This window comes from Thioalkalivibrio sp. ALD1 (genome assembly GCF_000381245.1).
Lineage (GTDB): Bacteria > Pseudomonadota > Gammaproteobacteria > Ectothiorhodospirales > Ectothiorhodospiraceae > Thioalkalivibrio.
Window position 1 is genome coordinate 1 of the sequence record NZ_KB906249.1, and the last position, 23,959, is coordinate 23,959.

Genomic DNA, 23,959 nt, shown 5'->3' on the forward strand with positions numbered 1-23,959 from the left:
GTGCGCGCGCCCGTTTTTGATCAACAACGGGCGGCCGAGCCCCTGCTTTCGATGGCTTGTGGGGTTGGTGCCCCCTGTTCCCCGATCCTGCGTTGCGCCCCGAATCCATCAAGAACGGGCGGGTAGAACCACTACCCGCTGCACGACGCGCCTTGTCTCGGAAAACAGGGGGCACCAACGCGGACGTGCGATTAAATCAGCGTCTCCCTAGCCGACTCTGGCGTGGTTTAATCGGCGCTCCATCCCGCCGATAGCGAAGCCGCCATGATTGCCGTGATCTTTGAAGTGGAACCGCATGCCGAGCGCAAACAGGACTACCTGGATGCGGCCGCGCAGTTGCGCGAGCACCTGAAGGATGTGGAGGGGTTCATCTCCATCGAGCGCTTCGAGAGTCTGAGCCAGCCGGGCAAGGTGCTGTCACTGTCGTTCTGGCGCGACGAGGACGCGGTGCGTCAGTGGCGTAATCTGGAGGCGCACCGCCAGGTGCAGGCGGCCGGGCGCGGCGGCATCTTTGTCGACTACCGCTTGCGCGTGGCCGAGGTCGTGCGCGACTACGGCATGCACGACCGCGACCAGGCGCCATCGGACTCCCGCGCCGCCCACGGTTCCTGAAACGCTGATCATTGCAGCTCGCCCCCAGCAACAAGGAGACACTGCTCGCGGAGATCCGCGACCAGCTGAAGTTGAAGTAGCGGCGAGGCGCAACCCCCGTCAACAGGCTTCAGAAGCCCTCGAACTCCATCGCGCGGAAGACGCGCCCGGCGTTTTGGCGGTGGAGCTCGTCGTAGGTGTCCAGGTGGCGGTAGGCCGACTGGTCAATGTTGTAAGCGTCGTTCAGCGTGCCGCCGGTGTCGATGATCTCCTGCACCTCCCCGCGCAGGAAGACGAGGTAGTCCCGGGTGTACTTGCGCAGCTGCTCAAAGTCGGTCACCGGACCACCGTGGCCCGGGATGATGTAGTCGGCCTCGATCGCCTCCAGCTTGTCCCAGGTCTCGATCCAGCCGGCGGTGTCGGTATACTCGAAGATCGGCAGCATGCGCTCGTGGAAGGCGAGGTCGCCGGTGATCAGCGTCTTGCGATCCGGCGCCCACAGGGCGATATCCCCCGGGGCATGCGCGGGGCCGAGAAAGAGCACCTCGATGGTCTCGCCGCCCATATCCAGCTCGACGCGATCCTCGAAGATCTTGTCCGGCGTGCCGAGCTCGGTCAGAAACGCCTTGTCGCGGGTGCGGTTCGGCGCACCCTCCAGACTGCGCTGGCCGTTCTGCTCGATCTCGCGCGCGGCGTCCTCGTGCGCGATCACGGTGGCGCCCTGCTCCTGCCAGTAGGTCATGCCGAGCATCGCGTGCCCCTGGGCGTTTTCCAGCACCACGTACTTCACCGGCTGGTCAGTGAGCTTCTTGATCTCCTCGTGCAGGGACTGGGCCAGCAGGTAGTTGTCGCCGGCGTTCATGACCACCACGCCGTCGTCGGTGATGATGAACGACAGGTTGTTGTTATGGCCCGAGTTCTCGTAGGTCGAAGGCTGGGTGGCACCGATCGCGGACCACACGCCATCGGTCACCTCCTGGGGCATGGCGTAGAGGAAGGAATCCAGTGCCTTGTCGAGCACGTACAGGGGCCCGTCGGCTTCCTGCCATTCGCGGAAGCCGCCCGCGTAGTTGTGCACATTGGTATAGCCCATGCTCTGGAGCGTCTGAGCCGCCAGCGCGGAACGCCGATTCTCCTCGCTGTAGACGACGATCGGCGTGTCTTTTTCGGACACCTCGCCCGCGATGCGAAACTCCAGTTCGCCACGCGGAATGTTTAGTGTGAGATGCGAACGAATCTGCCCGCCACCCATCTCGATCTCCTGGTGAGAGCGCACATCAATCAGAACGTGATCTGGTTCGTTCGTGATGAGATTTGCCACCCCTTCGCGATCGATCTCGCTGGTCGCCGACCGCGCATCATCGACCAGCGCATCCGCAGAGATTTCTTCGCCATGGGCCACACCGCCCACCGCGAACAGCATCAAAACCAGCCAATGTGCGCGCATGTTATCCACCTACCAATTGAAGAGACCATCTCCAGAACATAGACAGCCTGTGCGGCCGCTTCCACATCAGCGATACCCTCTTGTGGTTGGGCTTCCGGCGACGTGGGCCATTGGCGGTTACGGGTCTATAGTCGAGCCGTAGGTCTGGCCGGAATTACCGGGAGGAAGTCTTGATGAATCAGCACATGGCGGATGCCACCATCCACATTGACGAAGCGATCGACCGCGTCGTCCGTGAACGCATTCAGGACGAGTTACGGTCTCTGGACGGCGTCATGGCTGCCTCCAGCCACGACAATCGGCCTCACCTACTGGTGGTGGAATACGACCCGGCACGGGTCAACAGCCGGCAGCTGCTGGATACGGTGACGGCAAACGGGTTGAACGCGGAACTGATCGGGCTGTAAGGGGCACCCGCGGAGGCGCCGGGGGGCGATTCCAGTGACCCTCCCCCAAAAGGCCGCCACCTCCCTGTGACGGCTAACCGGGCCCGAATGCTGGGTCTCGGAGGTACTCAGTAGACCGGGACCAGTGCGTAACCCTGGTTCTGGTAGCCCATGACAGCGATGAAGCCGCTGCGCACCGGTTTGATCGCATCCAGGACTTTGTCGTTGTCCACTCCATAGGCACGCGTCGCCGCGGCACAAACCTCCATACGCACGCCCAACTCGTCCAGACGCTCAACAGCCTTCGCGATCTCCCCCAGCGTGTCGCCATGGTCCATCGCGATCTCGGGCTCCGGATCGGTGGTGATGAACTTGACCACCTCGGCGATAAACACCATGCGCAGGTCCGGTTCCACGCCTTCCTTGACCAGGTTCTCGTGGTTGGTGGCGATGCCGCGCAGGTAGGCCAGCATCACGTCGGGGTCGGACTTGCGGATGTCGTAGACCGCGCGCATGGTCTCGATGCCCTGGGTGGCCTCGCGGTTGTCCAGACCCTCTGCATTCGCCTTCGAGATCAGCCCGAGCGGGAGCAGCAGGGCCAGCAGCAGGATCATGATTCGGTTTCGCATCAGCTATGTCTCCTTTGGGGTTGGAGTCCTTTTCTTGTTTTCGGACCCGATATTGCCGCAGTGCGCGGCTCAGTAGATCGGGATCACCGCGTAGCCCTGGGCCTGGTAACCGGTCAGCGAGACGAAGGTATTGCGCACCGGCTCGATGCCGGGCAGCAGTTCGCCGTGATCGACACCGAACAGCCGTGTGGCCACGGAACAGGACTCCATCCGTACGCCCTTCCCCTTCAGCGCGGCGATATGTCCCTCGATCGCGTCCAGGTGATCGAACTCGGTCAACTCGAAGCGCTCGCGGTCCTCGCCGATCATGGTCACCGCGCGACCGCGAAAGGCGAGGATCATGTCGGGCTCGACGCCCTGATCGGTCAGATCCTCGAAGGTCTCGCGGATCACCATCAGGTACAGCGCGAGCAGTTCGGGGTCGTTGTTGTTCAGGTCGAACACGACCCGGCCCTGATCGACCCCTTCCAGGGCCCGGGTATCAGTCGGTTCCGCCTGTGCGGACAGTGACACCACGGACAGCGTCAGGGTCAGGTAAAGAACGGCCAGCAGCTTCATTCTTCGGTCTCCTTGGTGAGATGTTTTGCGGGCGCAGGCGGATCACTCGCAATCGCCCGCCAGGCCGCGTCCTGCATCGACGCCAGATAGCGCGACAGAGGTTTTTCGAGGACACCATCCAGGTGCAGGTGGAGCAGCCGGATCGCCCCGCCAAAAGCCGCCGTGGCGGCGACCGGAACCTCGATGGGGCAGACCTCGCCAGAGGCGATGCCCTGCTCGATGCACTCGCGCATCCGCATGAAGGGCCGCGACGAACACACCGGTGGCTCGTCCGGAAGGAACTCGCGATGACGGGACTCGAGCACGAAGCGCATGGTGCGCGGATCGTCGGTCGCCGCCCGGAACATGAAGGCGATGATGCCGTCGCAGCGTGCCCGGCAACCACGCTCCCGCTCCATGACCTCGCGCAGCCCGGCATCCATGCGCTCCAGCAGCTCGTCGTAGAGCGCCTTGGCCAACGCCTCCTTGTTGCCGAAGTGGTGGTAGATGGAACCGATCGAGACATCCGCCTCTCGACGGATGTCGTGGATAGACGTGTTGAAGTAGCCACACGTACTGAACAGCTCCAGGGCCGTCTCCAGCACACGCTGGCGCAACACCTCACCGCGCAGCTTCTTGTTCACAACCGTCGACATGAGCAAAAACCGAACGAACCTTCGTTCTAATATAAGCGGGATCATCGGCCATTGCCACCCCGCACCGAAGACGGGCGAAATGCGCGGCGTTCTGCCACCATTGGCTGAGGGAGACCCGCCAATGAACCCTCCGACCACCCTGCATACCCTCAACAGCAGGCACGCGACCGGGTCTGGATCGTTACATTGTGGATGACTGCGTGCCGGTCGAGGCCTGACTCTTTCGGCCCACGCCAGGTCCAAACTGTACTCAAGGGAGATCTCGGATAACGCCATGACCGAACCGACGCCCGCACGTACCACGATCCGCCAGCAACTGGAACAGCTGGCCGCCCTCGCTCGCGAGGACCAGCAAGAGGCGGCCCGCCAGCTGGTGGGGCAGATCAAGGAGGCCCTGGACCATTTGCCATCGGAGGCGGCCGCCCCTGTGCACCCGGAACCGGCGCGCAAGCCGCCACGCGAGCCCACCACCGAAGCAGTCAAGTGCCCACGCTGCACCTTGCGGGCCTTTGCCTATCAGCCGGACACCCTGCGCGAACAGCCCGGGCATCCAGGCCATTTCGAGGGGTACTATCACTGCATGAGCTGCGGCCACGAGGACTGGCGACCCGTCACATGATCCCTGGACATTTCCGCCGCCGCATGGCTATAGTGCGCGCACCCTCAGGGGAGTAGTCGCTCCGGCCATCCGCGCCGGAGGCACACGTCAACAGACTTGGCCTCATGGCCGTGGCGTGTGCAGCCCACCCGAAGGCGCCTGGGTGCGCTTTCGTTGAACGGCCTGACGAGACCTGTGGCACCGACATCCGGTTCGCCTGCTGGCGAGCCTGGCCCGTGGGCGGGCGGCGATAGCGGTGTCACTGGTTGTGTCGTGCCGCTCGCCCCGGATTGTATCCATGGAACTCTTTCTGCTCTCCATTGTGGCGGTTGCCATCGCCGAGATCGGTGATCGTTCGATGTTTCTGGCCGCCCTGTTCGGCATGCGCTGCCGCAGCGCCTGGGCCGTCTTCTGGGGCATGGCCACCGGTTTGTTCCTGAATCAGCTGCTGTCCGCTGTGGCGGGCATCTGGCTGTTCGCGGTGATCTCGACCGACTGGCACCTGTGGGTGGTCGGCACGGCATTCCTGGTCATGGCCGTGTGGGTGCTGATCCCCGAGGACGACGAATTCGAGAAAGACACACGCGCACGCAGCGCCTTCCTCGCGGCCGCCGTCGCCTTCTTCATATTCGAGATGCTCGACAAGACCCAGCTGGCGGTCATCACCCTCGCCGGGGCTTCCGGGGCCCTGCTACCGGTCGTGCTGGGGGCCACGGTTGGCATCCTGCTGATCACCACCCCTGCCCTGATTCTCGGCAAGCGCTTTGCCGAGCGCATCCCGGCCGCCACGATGCGCTACATCGCTTCCGGCATGTTCCTGCTGATTGGTCTGTGGACGTGGGCCGAGGCCGGAGGCTGGATGCCGGATCTGGGCCTGCCGGATCTGTCGGAGTGGCTGTTGCGCGCCGTGGAGAACCACCAGTAGCGGGTAGCAGGGAGGCTCGGGGTCTGGGCCTCGACCCGGGAGGGTGAGCGCCCATACCCCTCCGGCTAGTACCGACGACGCGGGTGGGTGTGCACCCAGGTACGGAGCTGGCGGGTCTTTTCCACCATGCGCCACAACGACCGGCTGTTGTTGAAGCGCGAGACGTGTTGCAGCGGAACCCAGAGGATGTCGTGCGATTCGTGGCTGCCCGGCACCGGCAGGCGGTCGTCGATCTCCAGCAGGAAGCGCACGTCGATATGCTCGTGCATGGGGAAGTGCGGGCTCGCCGGGATGGTATGGATATCGAGGTCGAAGACGTCCTCGGCCACCAGGTGGATATGCTCCGAGGGAATTCCGGTCTCCTCGTGGATCTCGCGCAGGGCGACCTGCAGGATGTCGGCCTGCCCGTCGGCGTGCCCGCCTGGCTGAAACCAGCGATGGTGCTTGCCATGCAGCAACAGCAGGACCCGCTCGCGGTCGGGGCTGACCACCCAGGCCGACCCGGTTACATGCGCCGGAAGCAGGTCGCAGTGAAAGCAGTCCGGGTGCTGCCCAACAAACTCAAGCGCACGCCTGACAAAGCCCGCTTCCTCGATGAACCGCGTCTGATGACGGGCCAGCAGATCCAGCAGTTGCGCGCGATGCATGCTACGTCCCTGCGGGGTTGTGCAAGGCGTGGATCGCCGCCCGCGCCGCCTCGTCGATGTCGGCCTCGGAGCCGGCCAGCGTCAGGCGACCGAACGCGCCCACCGCGCGCACGTCGATCAGCGACACATGGGATGCCTTCAGGGCCTGATTGGCCGCATAGATGATGTAGCCGGCGGGTTCCGCCTCGAGAATGAACATGCTCTGGTCCGGCAGGATCATGTTGCCGCGCCGGTTCTGGCGGTTGATCAGCACCGTGTGGTCCGGCGTCATGCCGCGGATGGTTTCCTGCCACGGGATACGGCAGGGCTGGCGTTCGGACTGATCCGCGCCCAGGCGCTGCAGCAGGACGCGCCCGGCCTCCTGCACATCGCTCTGGTCGCGATGGTGGATCACCATGGAGCCGAACTCGCGTTCCACGACCTGCTGTGCGAGGTGCACCCGGGTGGCCTTCAGCGCGACGTCGGTCAGCCGGTGCACGGCCATGCCCGGCGAGACCTCCACCCACAGGCACGCGTCCCCCGGCACGGGCAGGAAGCCCTGGGAGACGGTGGCCATGTATTCCGCCAGCTGGGGCTGGAGGGAATCCATGTAGACGTAGGTGCGCAGCTTGATCATCGATTTGCTCACCGGGGCAACGCCCCGTTATCCCGCGTGGCGCGGCCCGAGCCCGCGCGGGAACCCGCACACACGCGTTTGAGCCGCCAGAAAACCGCCGGCTTGTCCGCGCACACGGGAGAATAGAGGGGCGTATTGTGAACGCACCGCCCGCGAAGCTCAATGTCGGGCGGCCGTCTCGGAAGCGTGCAGAGCCCCCAATCTGTGAAATGTACCAGAGACATTTCGCTTGACCGCTTCTAGGCTCAAGGACGAAGCGTCCATGCTTCTCGCCACCCATACCGGGAGCATGCATGACCATCGACCGGGAAACGGACCTGACCCGCCATCACGCACCGCGCGATCTCTCCGACCGTGTCGCACGGGCTTTTACCTCATTGATGCGCCTGTTTGCCGATACCGTGTTTGCTCGCCGCTACGGCCACCGTGCGGTCGTGCTGGAAACCGTTGCCGGCGTACCCGGCATGGTCGGCGCCACGTTGCAGCATCTGCGTTCGCTGCGGCGCATGGAGGACGACCACGGCTGGATCCGCACCCTGATGGACGAGGCCGAAAACGAGCGCATGCACCTGCTCACCTTCATCGAGATCGCCTCGCCCAACTGGTTCGAACGGGTCCTGATTATCCTGGCGCAGGGTTTTTTCTACACGCTGTACTTCCTGATCTATGTCGTTTCCTCACGGACGGCCCATCGCATCGTGGGCTACTTCGAGGAAGAGGCGGTGGCCAGCTACACGGAGTACCTGGAGGAAGTGGAAACCGGTGCGATCGAGAACATCCCCGCTCCCGAACGGGCCATCCAGTACTGGGGCCTGCCGGAGGACGCGCGCCTGATGGATGTGATCCGCGCTGTGCGTGAAGACGAGGCGGGCCATCGCGACGTCAACCACGGCTTCGCCGACCTGCTGGGCAAGAAATCCTGAACGACCGAGCGGCAGCTGATCCTGGCCACCCTTGAATTCCCTGTCCGTACTCATTTCCTGATACTTTGAGACTTACGCGCACATACGCTGCAATCGGGGACTGCGGATAGACGTAGCCATGAAAACGTCCCTGAACACCCTTGGTGGCCTGACACTGGCCGCCGGCGCCTTGCCGGTGGTGCTGGGCGTCATGGTTCTTCTTGGCTGGCACACGGGCTGGACCCTGCTGGTCCAGGTCCATCCGGACTGGGCGCCGGTGCAGTACAACACGGCCCTGGCCTTTGTGCTGGCTGGTGGCTCGCTGCTCCTGTTTCTGGCCCAGCGCCCGCGCAGTGCCGCGGTACTGGGCGCCATTACCGGGCTGCTCGGGCTGTTCAGCCTGTCGCAGTACATCCTGGCGGTGGACCTCGGGATCGACGAGCTGCTCATGCGGCATGATCTCACCGTGCAGACCTCGCACGCCGGTCGCATGGCACCCAATACCGCGCTGAGCTTTTTCCTGGCAGGCACCGGCCTGGCCCTGAACGGCTGGCTGCGCGGACAGGTCTGGGCCCCGATGGCGAAGGCGGTGCTCGCCGCCCTGGTGCTGGGGCTGGGTCTGGTTGCATTGGCCGGATACGTGATCGGACTCCCCACCGCCTATGGCTGGGGTGTCCTGACACAAATGGCGATTCAGACCTCCCTCGGGTTTCTCGTCCTCGGTTTCGGGCTGCTGGCACTGGCCTGGCGGGAGGCCACCGAGCTGGAAATGGACCCGCTGGCCTGGATACCCATCCCGGCGGGTATCGCGGTCGTTACCGTCTCTCTGCTGTTGTGGCAGGCGCTAAGCAATGCGCTACGCGAAAGGGGTGTGGAAGATGCTTTCTTTCCGTCACTGATCCTGGTGTTCGGTGGTGTCCTGGCATTGACCCTCAGTGCGGCCCTGCATCAGCTGCACCGGGCCCGCAACCGCACCGAGGCCGCCGAACGCGCGCAGCACGAGCTGGCGATTCTGGCCGCCCAGCATCAGCAGGCGGAACAGGCCCTGCGCGAAAGCGAGACGCTGCTGCAGTCCACGAGCAGCCTCGCCAGGGTCGGTGGCTGGGAGATGGATTTGACCACACAAGCGGTGGTCTGTACGCCCGAGACGCAGCGCATTCTCGGCCTGCCCCCCGGAATCGAGCCGCCACTGGAAGAGGCCATCGGGCTCTTTCATCCCGATGACCGCCCCATGCTCCGCCGCGCGATCGAAGAGGCCATCCATCATGGAACCCCCTATGACCTGGAACTGCGCCTGCGCCGTGCCGATGACACCGAGATCTGGACCCGGGCCAACTGCCAGCCCGAGGTGGTCGACGGGGCTGTCGTGCGTTTGCGCGGTGCATTCCAGGACATCCACGACCGCAAACAGTTCGAGCTGCGTCTGGCGTCCAGCCAGCGGCTGCTCGAGATCGCCGAACGCATCGGGAACGTCGGCGGCTGGGAGGCTGATCTGGAAGCAGGCGTCGTGCACTGGTCCGATCAAGTGGCGCGGATTCATGGCCTGCCACAGGCGAGAAGCGTGCCGGTAGATCAGGGTGTCGGCTACTACGCACCGGAGTACCAGGATCACATCCGCCGGGTTTTCTCGGCCTGCGCCGAGAACGGCGTCCCGTTCGACGAGGAGTTGCAGATCATAGACGCGCATGGCGATCGCGTCTGGGTCCGCACAATCGGCGAGCCCGTACGCGACGAGACGGGCAGCATCCGCACCGTTCAGGGGGCGTTCCAAGATATCAGCGCAAGAAAGCGCAACGAGACCGCGCTCGTTCAAGCCGCCATGGTGTTCGACCACACGCACGACGGGATCATGGTGACCGCTCCGGATGCCCGTATCGTGTCCGTCAACCCGGCCTTTACGGAGATCACCGGCTACACGGAAGAGGAAGTCCTGGGACAAACGCCAGCCTTGATCCGCAGCGCTCGTCACCGATCATCGTTCTACAGGGCGATGTGGAAAGCCCTGCGCACCTCCGGACACTGGCAGGGCGAGATCTGGAACCGCCGCAAGAGTGGAGAAGAATATCCCGAGTGGCTCACGATCAACGCCGTACGCAACGCCCAGAATGAAACGACCCACTATGTCGGCATATTCACGGACATCTCCGACATCAGGCAAAGCCAGGATCGCCTCGAATACCTGGCTCACCACGATACCCTGACGGATCTTCCCAACCGTGCCCTGTTCGAGTTCAAGCTGGACAAAGCCATCGAACACAGCAAACGCCACGGGGAACGCATCGCGGTGCTGATCATCGACCTTGACCGGTTCAAGGCGATCAACGACAGCCTCGGCCATTCGGTCGGCGACGAGCTCCTGGCGGCGATCCCCGAACGCCTCGCATTGCGGCTGCGGGGGGAGGACACCTTTGCCCGCCTGGGGGGTGACGAGTTCGCCGTGCTACTGGGCCGAATCGAGCGCCCCGAGGACGCCGGCACCGTGGCGCAGGATGTGATCACCCGTCTGGCCGCGCCGTTCTCCCTGCCCAGCGGGTATGAGGTCTTCATCGGCGCCAGTATCGGCATCAGCGTGTTCCCGAACGACGGCAACACGCTGGAAGAGATGATGCGCAACGCCGACAGCGCGATGTACGAGGCCAAGGAGCAGGGCCGTAACAACTACCAGTTCTACACGCAGGACCTGACCCGACAGGCGGTCGAGCGATTGTCCCTGGAGAACCGACTGCGCCGCGCGATCGCGCAGGAGGAATTCGAGCTGCACTATCAGCCGTTCATCCGCATTGCCGACGGCCGGGTGATCGGCGCGGAGGCCCTGCTGCGCTGGCGGGATCCCGAACAGGGGTTGATCCTGCCCTCCGAGTTCATCGAGGTGGCCGAGGACAGCGGCCTGATCGCGGGTATCGGCGAGCAGGTACTGCGAGAAGGCTGTCGCCAGATGCGAACGTGGCGCGACGAAGGCATGGACCTGGACGCGCTGGCCATCAACCTCTCGCCACAACAGTTTCTACTGCAGGACGTCCCCGATGTCGTCCGCCAGACACTGGCGGAAACAGGACTCCCGGCACATCACCTGGAGCTGGAAATTACCGAGAGCACGATTATCCAGCAAAGCCAGGCCTCCCGGAATACGCTGGAGGCCTTGCGGGCCCTGGGGATACGGCTGTCGATCGATGATTTCGGCACCGGGTATTCGTCGCTGGCCTATCTACAGCACTTCCCGCTCGACAAACTCAAGATCGATCAGCGCTTCATCCGGGATCTGGTCGCGCACGAAGACAACCGCGAGCTGACGGCCGCCATCATCACGATGGGCCACGGCCTGCGGCTCGAAGTCCTGGCCGAAGGTGTCGAAACCGAGGAGCACCTGGACCTGCTGCGCCAAATGGGCTGTGATGCCTATCAGGGTTACCTCGCCACCCGCCCCCAGCCGCCCGATGCGTTCGCTAAATGGCTACGCCGATACCAGGGAGTACCGGCCTAGAACGCCTCCTCGTGCGGAGGACCCCAACGCTCGAGGCACGCTGAACACGCCTGTGCTGTCCGTATAATGGGCGCATTCCGATTGCGCAGGGAGCGTTATGCAGAACCCGGACGATGCCGCACAGCTGCTGGACGCGTTGCAAGATGACAGTCAGTGCGATCTCGCCGAGACCCTGCGTCGCATCGTTGACTGGCTGCGCCCGGCCAGCCCGCGCAACGTCGCACCGGTCATTGCCCGCATCGAAAGCCTTGCACTGGCGCTCAACGAGCAGCCGGAAGTACGTGAAAGGCTGCGCGAGCGCCTGGAGGCCGGGCTGGAGGACGCCCGCCACCTGACGCTGTACACCGGTGTGGGCCTGTTCTCCCGCAAGGGCTTCTTCCGCGAGGCGGCGGAACTCCTGTACGAGCGCATCAACCCGCGCCCGATGGAACGTACGGATCTCCGGGACGTCCTCTACCACGTCTTCCACGACCCCGATGACGCCATCTGGGTATCCGCGCTCCCGGACGATGCCTGGTCACGTCTGCTCGGGGCACTGGGCTGCCTGTCAGGCGAACACCCCGGCGTTCTGGACCGCGCTCGCAGCGAGACGCTCTACGCCCTGGAGATGCTCTCGATCTGGATCGCAGCCGAGGAGCTGGAACCGGAATTGCTGCGCCTGGACCCGTCGATTGCCGAGCGCAACTCAGCCTTCGTCGCACAGGAGCGCGAGATCTCCGCCTATGTGCGCGACTACCGCGCCTGGCTGCAGGACCCCAGCCACGAACGCATGGACGACGCCCACGCACGAGTGCTGCTGGAGCAGTGCGGGGATCAGATCCTGCGCCTGCGTCGGCGCGCGATCACGCACGGCAGCAGCCTGTCGCTGACCCACCTGCTGGAGCGCCTGGACCAGACGCTGTCGCGAATCCACAAGCTGCTGGACCTGCTGGAACCGCGTGAGGAGGCACACACCCGAGCCACCGCGGTGGGCGTGTTCCGCGAGCTGGTCACGACCAGTGCCCGTCGCCATGGGCTGCGCGCGCTGTGGCAGGACAACATCCGCCTGGTCTCGCGCAGCATCACCCAGCATGTCTCCGATACCGGCGAGCACTACATCACCCGTGATCGTGGCGAATATCTGATGATGCTGCGCTCGGGGGCCGGGGCGGGCCTGATCATCGCCTTCATGGCGCTGATCAAGATCCAGGTGGAATCCCTGGGCCTGTCCGAGGGCTGGAACGCCTTGTGGGTCAGCCTGAACTACGGCCTGGGCTTCGTGCTGATCCACATCCTTCACTTCACCGTCGCGACCAAACAGCCAGCGATGACCGCCGCGCGGCTGGCGGCCGCGATCGAGGAGAACGAACGCGGCACCGCAGACGCCTCGAAACTCGCGGAACTGCTGGTACGGGTCGGACGCTCCCAGTTCGCGGCCGTGCTGGGCAACGTGGGCGTCGCGCTCCCCACAGCACTGCTGATCGGACTCCTCGCGGCCTGGGGTTTCGGCACACCGATTTTGTCGGGCGCCGAGGCGGATTATCTGCTGGACGGCCTGCGCCCGATCATGGGCCTGGCGCTGTTCTTCGCGGCCATCGCCGGGGTGTGGCTGTTCGTCTCCGGCCTGATCGCCGGCTTCTTCGACAACCGCTGCGCCTATCTCGATCTGCCCGGTCGTCTGCGCGAACACCCACTGCTGCAACGGCTGCTGCCAACCACCACGCGCCATCGACTCGCCGACTGGGTCGGATACAACTACGGCGCGGTGCTGGGCAATTTCCTGTTCGGCATGCTGCTGGGCATGACCGGTTTTGTCGGCTACCTGCTGAACCTGCCGCTGGACATTCAGCATGTGGCCTTCGCCTCCGCGAACCTCGGCTACGTGACCGCCAGCGAGTCCATCGGCATGTTCACCTTCCTGCTGTTCCTGGTGTTCGTGCTGCTGATTGGCGCGGTCAACCTGTGGGTCAGCTTTGGCCTCGCCCTGTACGTCGCCCTGCGCGCCCGCGGCGTGCGTATCGGGGCCTTCGACCGCGTACTGAAGGCCTATGGCCGGCACCTGCGCCAGCATCCGGCGCAATTCCTGCTCCCGCCCCGGGATGGCGCGACACAGGAAGGTGACGGGGCACCGCCCAGGTGAACTCGCCATGATGCGCGTCTGGTGGGTCGTCCTCGCAACCTTCTGGCTGGCCTCCTGCGCCGGCAGCCCACCATACCCGGACGCGGACGACGCCCTGGAGGAGCGCCCGGACGCCGAGGTCCTCAAGGCCGCGGACGGGACCCGTCTGCCGCTGCAACGCTGGGGCCCGGAGGAACCCCGCCGTGTCGCGCTGGTTTTGCACGGCTTCAATGACCACGGCGGCAGCATGGCGCCGCTGGGCGAGGCCCTGGCCGAACACGGAATCGCGGTCTACGCGTATGACCAGCGTGGCTTCGGCGCCAACCGCGATGTCGGCCGCTGGGCGGGCTACGAGACCCTGGCCGAGGATGCCCGCTCGGCGCTGCGCATGCTGGCCGAGCGTTATCCGGAGCAGCCACCCCACCTGATCGGCAAGAGCATGGGCGGCGGCGTGGCCGTGCTGGCCGCCACCGGGGACGACCTGCCCCCCATGCGCGGGACCATTCTCATCAGCCCGGCCGTCTGGAGCCGCGATCAAATGCCCTGGTATCAGCGCTTTGGTCTCTGGGTCGGCGCGCGCCTGGCCCCCGGCATGCGACTGTCGGGAGAGATGGCGGCGGAGTTCGACATCCGGCCCACCGATGACCCGGCGGTCCTGGAGCAGATGCGCGACGACCCGCTCGTCCTCCGCGATGCCCGCATCGATGCCCTGGATGGTCTGACCACGCTAATGGGGCGTGCGCTGAACGCCGGGGGTGCTCTCCCCGCCCCAAGCCTGCTGCTCTATGGCGCGAAGGATGACCTGGTACCACCAGGGCCCACGGCCGCGCTGGCCGAACACCTGGCCGCGACCGGCAATCCCGGCCACCGCATGGTGCTCTACCCCGAGGGCTACCACATGCTCACGCGCTACACCCGAGCGGACGACACCTTCGCGGATCTTGTCACCTGGATGCTGGACCCCGAGGCCACCCTGCCCTCCGGCCATGAACGCGCCCCGGAGACCATGGTGCAAAACCTGCGAGAACTCGACGAACAGCACTGATCGCGACCAGGCGCAGGGCGACCACCCGGCAGGCAAACGGCACATGGCCGGCCCGCCCGGGAATGGAATGTGATACAGATCAAAGTACACGGGTATGAGTTATCTCATACTCGGGCCCCTGTAATCGCGTCCAGGAAGGCACTCATCGATGTCCGCGGAACGTCCCGTATCCCCGCGCCGGGCCTTGCGACTGCGGCTGTTCATCATCACGGCCATCATGGGCGTGGCCCTGCTCGTCTTCCTGGCAGTGCACATCACCTCCACGCTGATCTACGAGCGCACGATGACGCGCCAGGCGGAGCAGACCGCCAGCGGCATCGCCCACCAGACATTCGCCTCGATGTTTCAGATCATGCGCGAGGGCTGGACCCGCGAGCAGCTGGAGGCCTTCTCGGCCGGGATCGAGGAGTCCCTGGCGGATACACCGCTACGGCTGGACTTCTATCGCGGCGAGAAGGTGGCGGCCCTGTATGGCGAAGTGGAGCAGCCCACGTGGCACGAACGGATCGAGCATGCATTCGAGACGGGGGCCATCGAGAGCCGCGAGGACAACGGCGAACTGCACTACACCTTTCCTCTGCGTGCTCGCAACGAATGCCTGAGCTGCCATGGCAACGCCTCCACTGGCGACGTGCTCGGAGTATTGGAGGTGCGCCAGGATCTGGGTACGGCCATCAGCGAGGCGCGCAACCAGCAGGTCTGGACGTTCCTCGGGACCGGGTTGGGCACGCTGCTGCTGGGCTCACTGATCGCGGCCTGGGCAACGGCACCCATCACCCGATCGGTGCGCCGTTTCCAGGATCAGGTAACCCGCGTCAATGCGATCAAGGACCTCAACCACGTCGAGACGCAGGCGATCGACACCGGGTTCGTGGAGCTCAACCAGGTGGTGGACCAGGTAGACGACTTGGTGCGCAAACTGCGCTCGGTCGCGGTGGACAAGGACATCCTCGAGTTCGAGCTGAAGCTCCTGGACAAATTCATCATCACGTCGGATGTGGTGCGTGACTGGCGCGAGTACATCGGGGTACTGCTGACCGAGATCAACACGATCATCGATGCCTACACGCTGTTCACCCTGTTCAAGGCCAACGACGACGTCTACGAGCTGGAAATCTTCTGGCGCGCGGAACCCTCGGAGGCCACCCGGCGCACCGTGGAGCGCCTGGCCACGCACCGTATCCGGACGGCCGAGGAATTCGCCCGGGACGCGAACATCACCGTCCGCCACAACGTGGCCGACCCCTCCCGTCACCTCATGGAACTCTCGCCCCGCCAGATCGAACTGGCGACCAAGTCACTGGTACTGGATACCCCGCGCATCGGGGGTGTAGTCGGCATCGGGGTGCAGTCAGAGCTCGTGCGCGACCCGGTCCGCCACGTGGTGATCGAGAGCATCCTTTCAACTCTGCTGAATCTGGTTGGATCCGTGAAAGCAATCTACAAGTACACCCAGGATCTTGAGTACTACGCCACCCGCGACCCGTTGACGAACCTGTACAACCAGCGGGTCTTCTGGGAACTGCTCAACTACGAGATCAAGCGGGCCGAGGGGCATGGCTACCCCTTTGCGGTCATGGTCGTGGACCTCGACAACTTCAAGACCATCAACGACCGCTATGGCCATGCCTTCGGCGACCGTTTCCTGCAGGCCTACGCGAACACCATCCAGGACGCGATCCGCAACGAGGACATCCTGGCCCGTTACGGCGGAGACGAGTTCGCGCTGATCCTCCCCGAGACCGACCAGCAGTCCGCCTGGCAGCTGGCCGCCCACATGGCCGAGGCCACCGACGGCCTCTCGCTCCCTGCCCCCGACGGCTCGCGCGTCAAGGCCACCACCTGCATCGGCATCGCCGCCTATCCGCGCCATGGCAAGGACACGCGCGACCTGTTCCTGGTGGCCGACAACATGATGTACAAGGCCAAGCGCGAGGGGAAAAACGCAGTATGCGTACCCAGCGACGAGGAAGTGGCCGCGGTGTTTCGCGAGGCGGGCGAGACCGGGATCATGATCATGGAGGCGCTGGAGGACCGCCGCATCGTGCCCTACTTCCAGCCAATCATGGATACCGCCACCGGCGAGGCCCATATCCACGAGCTGCTGATGCGCATCCGCGTGGGCGACGAATTGATCCCGGCGGGCCAGTTCGTCGAGGTTGCCGAGACCATGGGGGTGATGCACCAGCTCGATTATGTGCTGATCGAACAGGCCTTTATCGAGGTCAGCCGCTCCGGTTACACGGGCTTGTTGTTCATCAACCTCTCCCCACGCGCGCTGATCATCGGCGAATTCATCGGCAAGGTCCGCCAGCTCGCGCGCGACCACGGTATCGATCCCGCCAAGGTGGTATTCGAAATCACCGAACGTGACACGGTGAAGAACATGGCCGTGCTGGAACAGTTCGTACTCGACCTGAAACAGCAGGGGTTCCAGTTCGCGGTCGACGACTTCGGCTCGGGCTTTTCGTCGTTCCACTACCTCAAGCGCTTCCCGATCGACTTCGTGAAGATCGAGGGCGATTTTGTGCGCAATATGGTCCACGACCCGCGCGATCAGGCATTCGTCCGCTCCATCGCGGCGCTGGCGCGCGATCTCAATGTGCGTACCATTGCCGAGTTCGTGGAGGACGCCGAGATCCTGGACGCCGTGAAATCCATTGGCATTCACTATGCCCAGGGCTTCCACGTGGGCCATCCCGGCCCGGGACCCTTGCCCGGCTCGCCACCGACTCCTGCACCCGACAACCCGAACGACTGACAGGCCTCGCCTGACAGCCCTCGCTGTTCTATTGTGGTGGTACCCGTACCGGAACCAATCTGGCCGGAGGCACAATGGGACAGCAACGCAAGGGGTCTTCCGAACGGCTGGACGCACTGGTCGCGCAAAGCCACCGCTCCAAGGCGGAACGCGAGCAGGGCTATCGCGAGCAGGCACTCAAGATGTACCCATGGGTCTGCGGGCGCTGCGGACGCGAGTTCACGCGTGCCAACCTGCAGGAGCTGACGGTGCACCACCGCGACCACGACCACGACAACAACCCGTCCGACGGCAGCAACTGGGAGCTGCTGTGCCTGTACTGCCACGACAACGAACACCAGCGCTACACCGACGCGACCCCTGGCACAGGAAAGGGCGCCAGCACCTCGGCGACCCACAACCCGTTCGCCGGGCTCGCCGACCTGCTGAATCGCGATGACGACTCGAAATAATGCCTGCGAGGTGCCCCCGAGGGCTCGTTTAAAGTGACCGCCACCAGAACTGGAGTGGCTTCCAGGTTTCCTCGTCCTCGCCCAGATCCGGCCAGTGGTAGTGGCACACCAGCCCCTCGGCCGGCTCGTAACCACGTTTACACCAGAAGTCGTCCAGCGGGCGATAGCCAGCCGGGCGTGCCGGATGATCATCCGGCCGGATAACGGCGCAGAAGGTCGCATGCCCATAACCCGACTCCCGCGCGGCGGCCTCGCGGACATCGAAGAAGCGATGGCCGGCCCCCTGGCCCCGATATGGGCGCCGCAGGACCGACTCCGCGAGATAGAAATACCGCTCGGGGTCCAGTCCGTTCCGGGCGAACGGGGCACGAAAATCGGCGTCGGCTGCCGCCAGCGGCAGCGAGGTCGAGGCCCCCACCAGGTCATCCCCATCCCAGGCGAGTACCACCGCGCTTTGCGGACAATCGACATAGGCGGCCAGGTAGTCCCGCTCGTATTCGACCGAGCCCGCATACAGATAGGGCCACTCGCGAAAGATCTCGATGCGCAAACGCGCAATGGCCTCAAGATGCGGCTCCAGGGCCCTGCCACGCTCGATCGTATAGTCCATTCACATCTCCCCTGTCGGCCATCCTGTGACGCACATCGAAGGCACAGACTTGACGCCTCACAGGACCAGGAAACTCAGCCATAACGATCTACACTAAAGGATAAAGGTTGCAGGATCCCGCGCGGGTTCGAGTCCGGAACCGGGCCCGCCTGCGGTTGGTGTGTTCCGTTTCGCCCCTCGGGGCATTCACGTCCGTCCAACAGGAGGCACTGTATGGATACCGTATGGATCGTTGTGGCCGATGCCGCCCGCGCGCGCATCCTCAGTTGCGAAGGCCGCGCCTGTCAGGGTCTGCACGAGATCGAAACCCTGACGCACTCCGAGTCCCGCGTACATGCTCAGGAGCTGGTCACCGACCGACCCGGCCGCAGCTGGAGCAGCGCCAGTGGCGATGGCCGCCACGCCATGCAGGAAAGTACCGATCCAAGCGTTAATGAGCGCAACCGCTTTGCCCGCGAAGTGGCCGAACGCCTCAAGTCGGGCTATCACAAAGGCACCTACCAGAGACTGGTGATCCTGGCCGCGCCCCAGTTCCTGGGGGCCCTTCGCGATCTGCTGGATCCGCAGGTATCCCAGATCGTCACCGCCCAGATCGCCAAGAACGTTGCCAAGATCCAGGACCCGGCCGCCCTGCGCAATCATCTGCCGGACTTTCTCTACTAATTTACCCAGCCCGACCTCGGCGAGGGCCCGCCCCAAGGCGGGCCCTTTTCATTTGGATCGAATCTCGGGGCACAAGGCGGTTTCGGCTTACAACGGGCCGTGGAGAGTGAGAAGCGACGCGGACCGCGAGATCACTCCTAATCCGGATCGGAGGCCTCGCGCTCGGGGGTCCCCGGCACGGGCGCAATGCGATCAACGTCCGGCTCGGGGAAATCGGCCGGTGCCAGAACCCCGAGCAGCTCGGGGCCATCGTGCGCGGGCACGAAGACCGCCAGTTCGGCCTCCTGTATCTCGAGGCCCACGGCCTGGCGCAAATTGAGGTCATGCCCCACGACCACGATGTTGGAGGCGGGATCCTTCGGCGGGGTGTGAAGATGGCGTGTCAGGCCGTCGATTAGATGGGCGCGGCGCGCCTCGTCCTGCACCCACGGGAGGTTGAACAGGTCGTAGCGGATCTCGTAGTCATCGAAGGCAAGCGCGGCGGTCTCCCAGTTTCGGCAAAAAGGGCTTGTAAGTACCTGTTCCACCGAAATACCCAGCGCGCGGAAGCCATCCCCGACCCGCCGCGCATGGTTGCGGCCGAGGGTGCTGAGATTGCGTTGCCCCGCACAGTCATCCATGTCGCTGAGGTCGTAGTCGTCGTACGAGCGGTCGGTCTCCGCATGACGCCAGAACACGACCAGCCCACCGCCCTGGAGGCGCTCGATCAATTGGTCCGCGCTCAATTCCTCGGCCCCGAGCCCCACTGGCACAAGACCGAGGAGGAACGCCCCCAGAATCCAGAACGCCCGTCCCGACATCGCGCTGCTCCCCGTTCGTCTCCTTGCATAGGTAGACGAAAAACCCGGGCGCTGCCGATGCGGGGTGGGTCAGAAGTCGTCGGGTGTCAGCACGCCCAGCAGCCGTGGATGCTCTTCTCCGGGTTCGAAGACCGCGATCTCGCCCTCGTCGATCTGCACCCGGGCCGCCCGCTGCAGGTTGATATTGTGGCCGACGATCACGACGTTCCGGCTGGCATCCTCGGGGGGCGTGTTCAGGTAACGCTGCAACGCGCGCACCAGCTCGTCCTGACGCGTGCGATCGCGTACCGGCGGCACGTTGAACAGATCTTCGCGGATCTCGTAGGAGTCCTCGCCAAAGGCGATGCGGGCAGTGTCCACGTTGCGACAGAACGCGGAACTCAGGATCGACTCCACAGGAATGGCATGGCGGTCGAAGCCCTCGCCCACCTTGCGCGCCTCTTCCTTGCCCTGATCATTGAGGTTGCGTTGCAGGTCGCAGCGGGACATGTCCGACAGGTCGCGGTCACGGTAGCTGCGGTCGGTCGTCGCGTGGCGCCAGTAGATCACCAGCCCGCCGTCCTGCATGCGCTCGAGCAGTGCCTCGGCAGCCAACTCCGAATCGGCGTGGCCCGCCGCCGGAACGAACAGACTCACGATAAGAACAAAAGCCATGCGCCATATGCGTTCGACTCTCATGTTTCCCACCCGCCATGCAAATGGTTCAGACCACCCGTACCGCCTGATGTTCGCCCTACGCGATCGTTGACGCCCCCCCAGCTCGGCCCTAGTATGCCGTTCTCCCCAGCCCGGAATCCCGCCCTCGCATGACCTACTGTGTCGCCATCGATCTGGACGACGGCCTCGTGTTCGCCTCCGACTCGCGCACCAATGCCGGCGTCGACCAGGTCAGCACCTACAGCAAGATGCATACCTTCGAGGTCGAGGGTCAGCGTCTGTTCGTTGTGCTGACCGCCGGGAACCTCGCCACCACGCAGGCCGTGGTACACCGGCTCAAGCGCGATATGGAGGACAACGCCGAGGAAAGCCTGGCAACGGTGGAACGCATGTCGGATGCCGCCGAGTACCTGGGGCGCCTGAATCGCGAGGAAACCGAGAAACACTCGGAAGCCCTGTCACGGTCCGGCATGCAGGCCGATGCAACCCTGATCATCGGAGGCCAGATCGCAGACGATGCCCCTGGCGTCTACCTGATCTATCCCCAGGGCAACTACATCACCACCTCGCAGCAGACACGGTTTCTGCAGATCGGAGAGAGCAAGTACGGCAAACCGATCCTGGATCGCATCATCGAGCACGACACCACGCTCGGCGATGCAGCCCGCTGTGCGCTGGTCTCGATCGATTCCACCATCCGCTCCAACCTGACCGTCGGGCCACCGATCGAGGTACTGGTCTACGAGCGCGGCACCCTCGCCTTCGACCACTACCTGTGCATGGAGGCCGACGACGAATACCTGCGCTCTTTGACGCAAGCCTGGGACACGAATATCAAACGGGCCTTTACCGACCTCCCCCGTTTCGACTGGGAAGGCGCGCACGGGCGCAAGCAGCGCGGGACGCGAGTCAGCCGCGGATCCAGCAAGACCGCTGGCGGCAGCAAGGCCAGCTCGACCAAGACAACCACCAAGTCCCGGAAGCCCCGCCGCTAATCCCCCTGGTTGCGGGAGCGGGTTTGCAAGCGAACGTCCCTGCCAGCGTTCGGAGGGGGCCAGTTACGCGGCTTGTGCAGGGGCCGCCAGGAACCAGGTCTCGGCGTTGGCGCCGTGGATATCCGCGATGTCCTGCTGGAGCCGGTCGACAAAGTCGTGCAGACCGTCTTCGGCCAGCAGTTCGTCCACACTGGCGTTCATCGCGTGGCGCCGGGCCTGGATCACCAGCCGCAGCGGGACTTCGTTGTTCGGCAAGCTTTCCAGCGCGTCCTGCACCTGGGTCAGGGCATGCGTCACCGAGCGCGGGAACGCCTTGTCCTGCAGCAGGAAACGCACCACGTCCACACCGTTGATCCGCCGCTTCACGTGCTGGCGGTACATCTGAAAGCCGCTCTCGGAGCGCAGGATGCTGGTCCACAGCAGGCCCTCGTAGGGCTCCGGGTCGTCGTTGTTCTTCTTCAGGAGCTTCAGTGCACCGACATCCACCTGGCGCGTGCCCATGTCCGCGCGCTCCAGATTCCGCCCGAGACGGATGAAGTCATAGGCTGCATCGTGGCTCATCGTCCCCGCCAGCAGGCCTGTCAGGGTCTGACAGCGCTGGATGATGCTCGACAGGAATTCAAAACGTCCGCGCTTGCCAATGCCCTGGTCGATCTCGTCGCGCGCGAACAGGTAGAGCTCGTTCATCACCTCCCAGGCCTCGGATGGCACCAGATCGCGGGTGGTACGCACGTTCTCGCGCGCCGCGCGCAGAGAGTTGAGCACCGAGCTGGGGTTGTCGGCGTCGGCCAGCAGGAACTTCACGCAGTTGCGCTCGTCCTCGCGCTGGTAGTGGTTGTCGAACAGCTCGTCGTTCCCGGTCACCTCGACCAGGCCCTTCCAGGAGAGCTGTACCGACTTCGGCATGTCCAGCGCCAGCAGATGGAAGGCCGTGACCATGCGCGCGGTGTTCTCCGCGCGCTCCACGTAGCGTGCCATCCAGTACACGCGTTCCGCGACTCTCGAGAGCATCTTAGTTCTCCTCGTCCACGATCCAGGTGTCCTTGCTGCCCCCGCCCTGCGAGGAATTGACCACCAGCGAGCCCTTGCGCATCGCGACGCGGGTCAGACCGCCCGCGGTCACGTCGGTGCGCACGCCCTGCAGGATGAACGGCCGCAGATCCAGGTGGCGCGGTTCGATATCGTCGCCGCACAGCGTCGGCGCAACGGACAGGGCCAGGGTCGGCTGCGCGATGTAGTTGCGCGGGTCCTTCTGGATCAACTGGGCAAACTCCGCACGCTGCTTCTTGGTCGCGTGTGGGCCGACCAGCATCCCGTATCCTCCGGACTCGTTGGCCGGCTTCACCACCAGCTCGTCCAGGTGATCAAGCACGTACTCGCGGTCCTTCTCGTTCACGCACAGGTAGGTCGGCACATTGGGCAGGATCGGCTCCTCGTCCAGGTAGTAGCGGATCACCTCGGGGACAAAGGCGTACATCACCTTGTCGTCGGCGACCCCGGCCCCGGGGGCATTGGCCAGCCCGACATTGCCCTTGCGCCAGGCCCGCATCAGGCCGGGCACACCCAGCATTGACTCCGGGTTGAAGACCTCCGGGTCGAGGAATTCGTCGTCGATCCGGCGATAGATCACGTCGACCCGTTCCAGGCCGTCGATGGTGCGCATGTAGACGCAGTCATCGTCGCCGACCACCAGATCCGCGCCCTCGACCAGTTCCGCGCCCATGCGCTGGGCCAGGAAGGAGTGCTCGAAATAGGCCGAGTTGTAGATACCCGGGGTCAGTACCGCGATCTCCGGGTAGTCCTGCGGGCGCGGGGAGATCGAGGCCAGCATGTCGAACAGCTGGGTTGGATACTCATCCACCGGCAGGATGCTCGAGCTCTCGAACAGTTCCGGGAACACGCGCTTGGTCACCTGCCGGTTTTCCAGCATGTAGGACACGCCGGAGGGCACGCGCAGGTTGTCTTCCAGCACGTAGAAGTCGCCCTTGCCGTCGCGCACCAGATCGGTGCCGCAGATGTGCGCCCAGACGCCGTGCGGCGGCGTGATCCCGACGCACTGCTCGCGGAAGTTCTTGGACTGCTTCAGTACGTAGCGCGGGACGACCTTGTCTTTGAAGATCTGCTGCTTGTTGTAGATGTCGTTGATGAACATGTTGAGCGCCGTGAGGCGCTGCTCAAGTCCCCTGGTCACGCGCTCCCACTCGGTTTTGGTGATCACCCTCGGGATGATGTCGAATGGCCAGGCACGGTCGATGTTCTCGCCTTCGGTGTAGACCGTGAAGCTGATGCCCATTTCGAGGATGGCGCTATCGGCCGCGGTCTTGCGGCTCTGGATCTCGGTGTCGTCCAGACTGCTGAGGTAATCGGTCAGGGGTTTGGCAGGTTTGCGCGGTTTACCGGGCTTCGCGATCAGTTCATCAAAGAAAGGCTTGGGATCGTATTGCTTCCAGTCAATCGCCATAC

General features: G+C 64.3%; 23 protein-coding genes and 1 riboswitch. Of the genes, 12 read left to right on the forward strand and 11 right to left on the reverse strand.

Annotated elements, in window-relative coordinates; all coding sequences use genetic code 11:
• The first annotated feature begins 264 nt into the window (after positions 1-264).
• Positions 265-612 (forward strand): antibiotic biosynthesis monooxygenase, encoded by a 348-nt coding sequence (locus F623_RS0112360; RefSeq protein ID WP_018862160.1) that lies wholly within the window; start codon positions 265-267, stop codon positions 610-612.
• A 109-nt stretch (positions 613-721) separates the two neighbouring features.
• Here the strand turns inward: F623_RS0112360 and F623_RS0112365 are convergent, their stop codons facing one another.
• The gene (locus tag F623_RS0112365) at positions 722-2,038 is read right to left on the reverse strand and encodes a rhodanese-like domain-containing protein (protein ID WP_018862159.1); all 1,317 of its coding nucleotides are present in this window, start codon (positions 2,036-2,038) and stop codon (positions 722-724) included.
• Between the two features lie 173 nt (positions 2,039-2,211).
• Between F623_RS0112365 and F623_RS0112370 the strand changes: the two genes are divergently transcribed.
• Positions 2,212-2,445: a hypothetical protein gene (locus F623_RS0112370; protein WP_018868757.1), complete on the forward strand. Its 234-nt coding sequence runs from the start codon at positions 2,212-2,214 to the stop codon at positions 2,443-2,445.
• Between the two features lie 107 nt (positions 2,446-2,552).
• Here the strand turns inward: F623_RS0112370 and F623_RS0112375 are convergent, their stop codons facing one another.
• From F623_RS0112375 to F623_RS0112385, 3 genes are all read right to left on the reverse strand, one after another.
• Positions 2,553-3,053: a DsrE family protein gene (locus F623_RS0112375; protein ID WP_018868758.1), complete on the reverse strand. Its 501-nt coding sequence runs from the start codon at positions 3,051-3,053 to the stop codon at positions 2,553-2,555.
• 69 nt (positions 3,054-3,122) lie between these two features.
• Positions 3,123-3,611, reverse strand: coding sequence for a DsrE family protein (locus F623_RS0112380; protein ID WP_018868759.1), 489 nt, complete (start codon positions 3,609-3,611; stop codon positions 3,123-3,125).
• Positions 3,608-4,246, reverse strand: a complete 639-nt coding sequence (locus tag F623_RS0112385) for a TetR/AcrR family transcriptional regulator (RefSeq protein WP_018868760.1) — start codon at positions 4,244-4,246, stop codon at positions 3,608-3,610. The genes F623_RS0112380 and F623_RS0112385 overlap by 4 nt, the downstream gene beginning before the upstream one ends.
• 274 nt (positions 4,247-4,520) lie before the next feature.
• Here F623_RS0112385 and F623_RS0112390 point away from each other — a divergent pair, with 274 nt between their 5' ends.
• A complete protein-coding gene (locus F623_RS0112390) occupies positions 4,521-4,865 on the forward strand; it encodes a hypothetical protein (protein ID WP_018868761.1) in 345 nt (114 codons plus the stop codon).
• Positions 4,866-4,907: 42 nt separating this feature from the next.
• A riboswitch (yybP-ykoY riboswitch) is annotated at positions 4,908-5,031 on the forward strand.
• Positions 5,032-5,142: 111 nt separating this feature from the next.
• Positions 5,143-5,769: a TMEM165/GDT1 family protein gene (locus F623_RS0112395; RefSeq protein ID WP_018868762.1), complete on the forward strand. Its 627-nt coding sequence runs from the start codon at positions 5,143-5,145 to the stop codon at positions 5,767-5,769.
• A gap of 65 nt (positions 5,770-5,834) precedes the next feature.
• On the opposite strand, the gene F623_RS0112400 is transcribed toward F623_RS0112395, so the two are convergent.
• Both F623_RS0112400 and F623_RS0112405 read right to left on the reverse strand, forming a co-directional pair.
• Positions 5,835-6,416, reverse strand: a complete 582-nt coding sequence (locus F623_RS0112400) for an NUDIX hydrolase (RefSeq protein ID WP_018868763.1) — start codon at positions 6,414-6,416, stop codon at positions 5,835-5,837.
• A 1-nt stretch (position 6,417) separates the two neighbouring features.
• On the reverse strand, positions 6,418-7,032 hold the full coding sequence (locus tag F623_RS0112405) for a microcompartments protein (protein ID WP_012983033.1): 615 nt from the start codon (positions 7,030-7,032) through the stop codon (positions 6,418-6,420).
• 293 nt (positions 7,033-7,325) lie between these two features.
• Here F623_RS0112405 and F623_RS0112410 point away from each other — a divergent pair, with 293 nt between their 5' ends.
• From F623_RS0112410 to F623_RS0112435, 6 genes are all read left to right on the forward strand, one after another.
• Complete coding sequence (locus F623_RS0112410) at positions 7,326-7,955, forward strand: alternative oxidase (protein WP_018868764.1); 630 nt, start codon at positions 7,326-7,328, stop codon at positions 7,953-7,955.
• 118 nt (positions 7,956-8,073) lie between these two features.
• The gene (locus tag F623_RS0112415) at positions 8,074-11,415 is read left to right on the forward strand and encodes an EAL domain-containing protein (protein ID WP_018868765.1); all 3,342 of its coding nucleotides are present in this window, start codon (positions 8,074-8,076) and stop codon (positions 11,413-11,415) included.
• A 97-nt stretch (positions 11,416-11,512) separates the two neighbouring features.
• A complete protein-coding gene (locus F623_RS0112420) occupies positions 11,513-13,534 on the forward strand; it encodes a site-specific recombinase (protein ID WP_018862149.1) in 2,022 nt (673 codons plus the stop codon).
• Positions 13,535-13,541: 7 nt separating this feature from the next.
• Positions 13,542-14,558: an alpha/beta hydrolase gene (locus F623_RS0112425; RefSeq protein WP_018862148.1), complete on the forward strand. Its 1,017-nt coding sequence runs from the start codon at positions 13,542-13,544 to the stop codon at positions 14,556-14,558.
• Between the two features lie 148 nt (positions 14,559-14,706).
• Positions 14,707-17,319: a bifunctional diguanylate cyclase/phosphodiesterase gene (locus tag F623_RS0112430; protein ID WP_018868766.1), complete on the forward strand. Its 2,613-nt coding sequence runs from the start codon at positions 14,707-14,709 to the stop codon at positions 17,317-17,319.
• 74 nt (positions 17,320-17,393) lie between these two features.
• Positions 17,394-17,771 carry a YajD family HNH nuclease gene (locus F623_RS0112435; RefSeq protein WP_018862146.1) on the forward strand — a complete coding sequence of 126 codons (378 nt, stop codon included), beginning with the start codon at positions 17,394-17,396 and terminating at the stop codon, positions 17,769-17,771.
• A gap of 28 nt (positions 17,772-17,799) precedes the next feature.
• Here F623_RS0112435 and F623_RS0112440 read toward each other — a convergent pair whose 3' ends face one another.
• Positions 17,800-18,381, reverse strand: a complete 582-nt coding sequence (locus F623_RS0112440) for a GNAT family N-acetyltransferase (protein ID WP_018862145.1) — start codon at positions 18,379-18,381, stop codon at positions 17,800-17,802.
• A gap of 213 nt (positions 18,382-18,594) precedes the next feature.
• Here F623_RS0112440 and F623_RS0112445 point away from each other — a divergent pair, with 213 nt between their 5' ends.
• Positions 18,595-19,044 (forward strand): host attachment protein, encoded by a 450-nt coding sequence (locus tag F623_RS0112445; RefSeq protein WP_018862144.1) that lies wholly within the window; start codon positions 18,595-18,597, stop codon positions 19,042-19,044.
• A 137-nt stretch (positions 19,045-19,181) separates the two neighbouring features.
• Here F623_RS0112445 and F623_RS0112450 read toward each other — a convergent pair whose 3' ends face one another.
• Together F623_RS0112450 and F623_RS0112455 are read right to left on the reverse strand one after the other, a co-directional pair.
• Positions 19,182-19,844: a histidine phosphatase family protein gene (locus F623_RS0112450; protein ID WP_018862143.1), complete on the reverse strand. Its 663-nt coding sequence runs from the start codon at positions 19,842-19,844 to the stop codon at positions 19,182-19,184.
• Between the two features lie 69 nt (positions 19,845-19,913).
• Positions 19,914-20,498: a histidine phosphatase family protein gene (locus tag F623_RS0112455; protein WP_018862142.1), complete on the reverse strand. Its 585-nt coding sequence runs from the start codon at positions 20,496-20,498 to the stop codon at positions 19,914-19,916.
• Positions 20,499-20,650: 152 nt separating this feature from the next.
• On the opposite strand from F623_RS0112455, the gene F623_RS0112460 reads away from it, so the two are divergent.
• Positions 20,651-21,496, forward strand: a complete 846-nt coding sequence (locus F623_RS0112460) for a proteasome-type protease (protein ID WP_018862141.1) — start codon at positions 20,651-20,653, stop codon at positions 21,494-21,496.
• Positions 21,497-21,559: 63 nt separating this feature from the next.
• On the opposite strand, the gene F623_RS0112465 is transcribed toward F623_RS0112460, so the two are convergent.
• A complete protein-coding gene (locus F623_RS0112465; protein ID WP_018862140.1) occupies positions 21,560-22,507 on the reverse strand; it encodes an alpha-E domain-containing protein in 948 nt (315 codons plus the stop codon).
• 1 nt (position 22,508) lies between these two features.
• On the reverse strand, positions 22,509-23,957 hold the full coding sequence (locus F623_RS0112470) for a circularly permuted type 2 ATP-grasp protein (protein ID WP_018862139.1): 1,449 nt from the start codon (positions 23,955-23,957) through the stop codon (positions 22,509-22,511).
• Between the last annotated feature and the right edge of the window lie 2 nt (positions 23,958-23,959).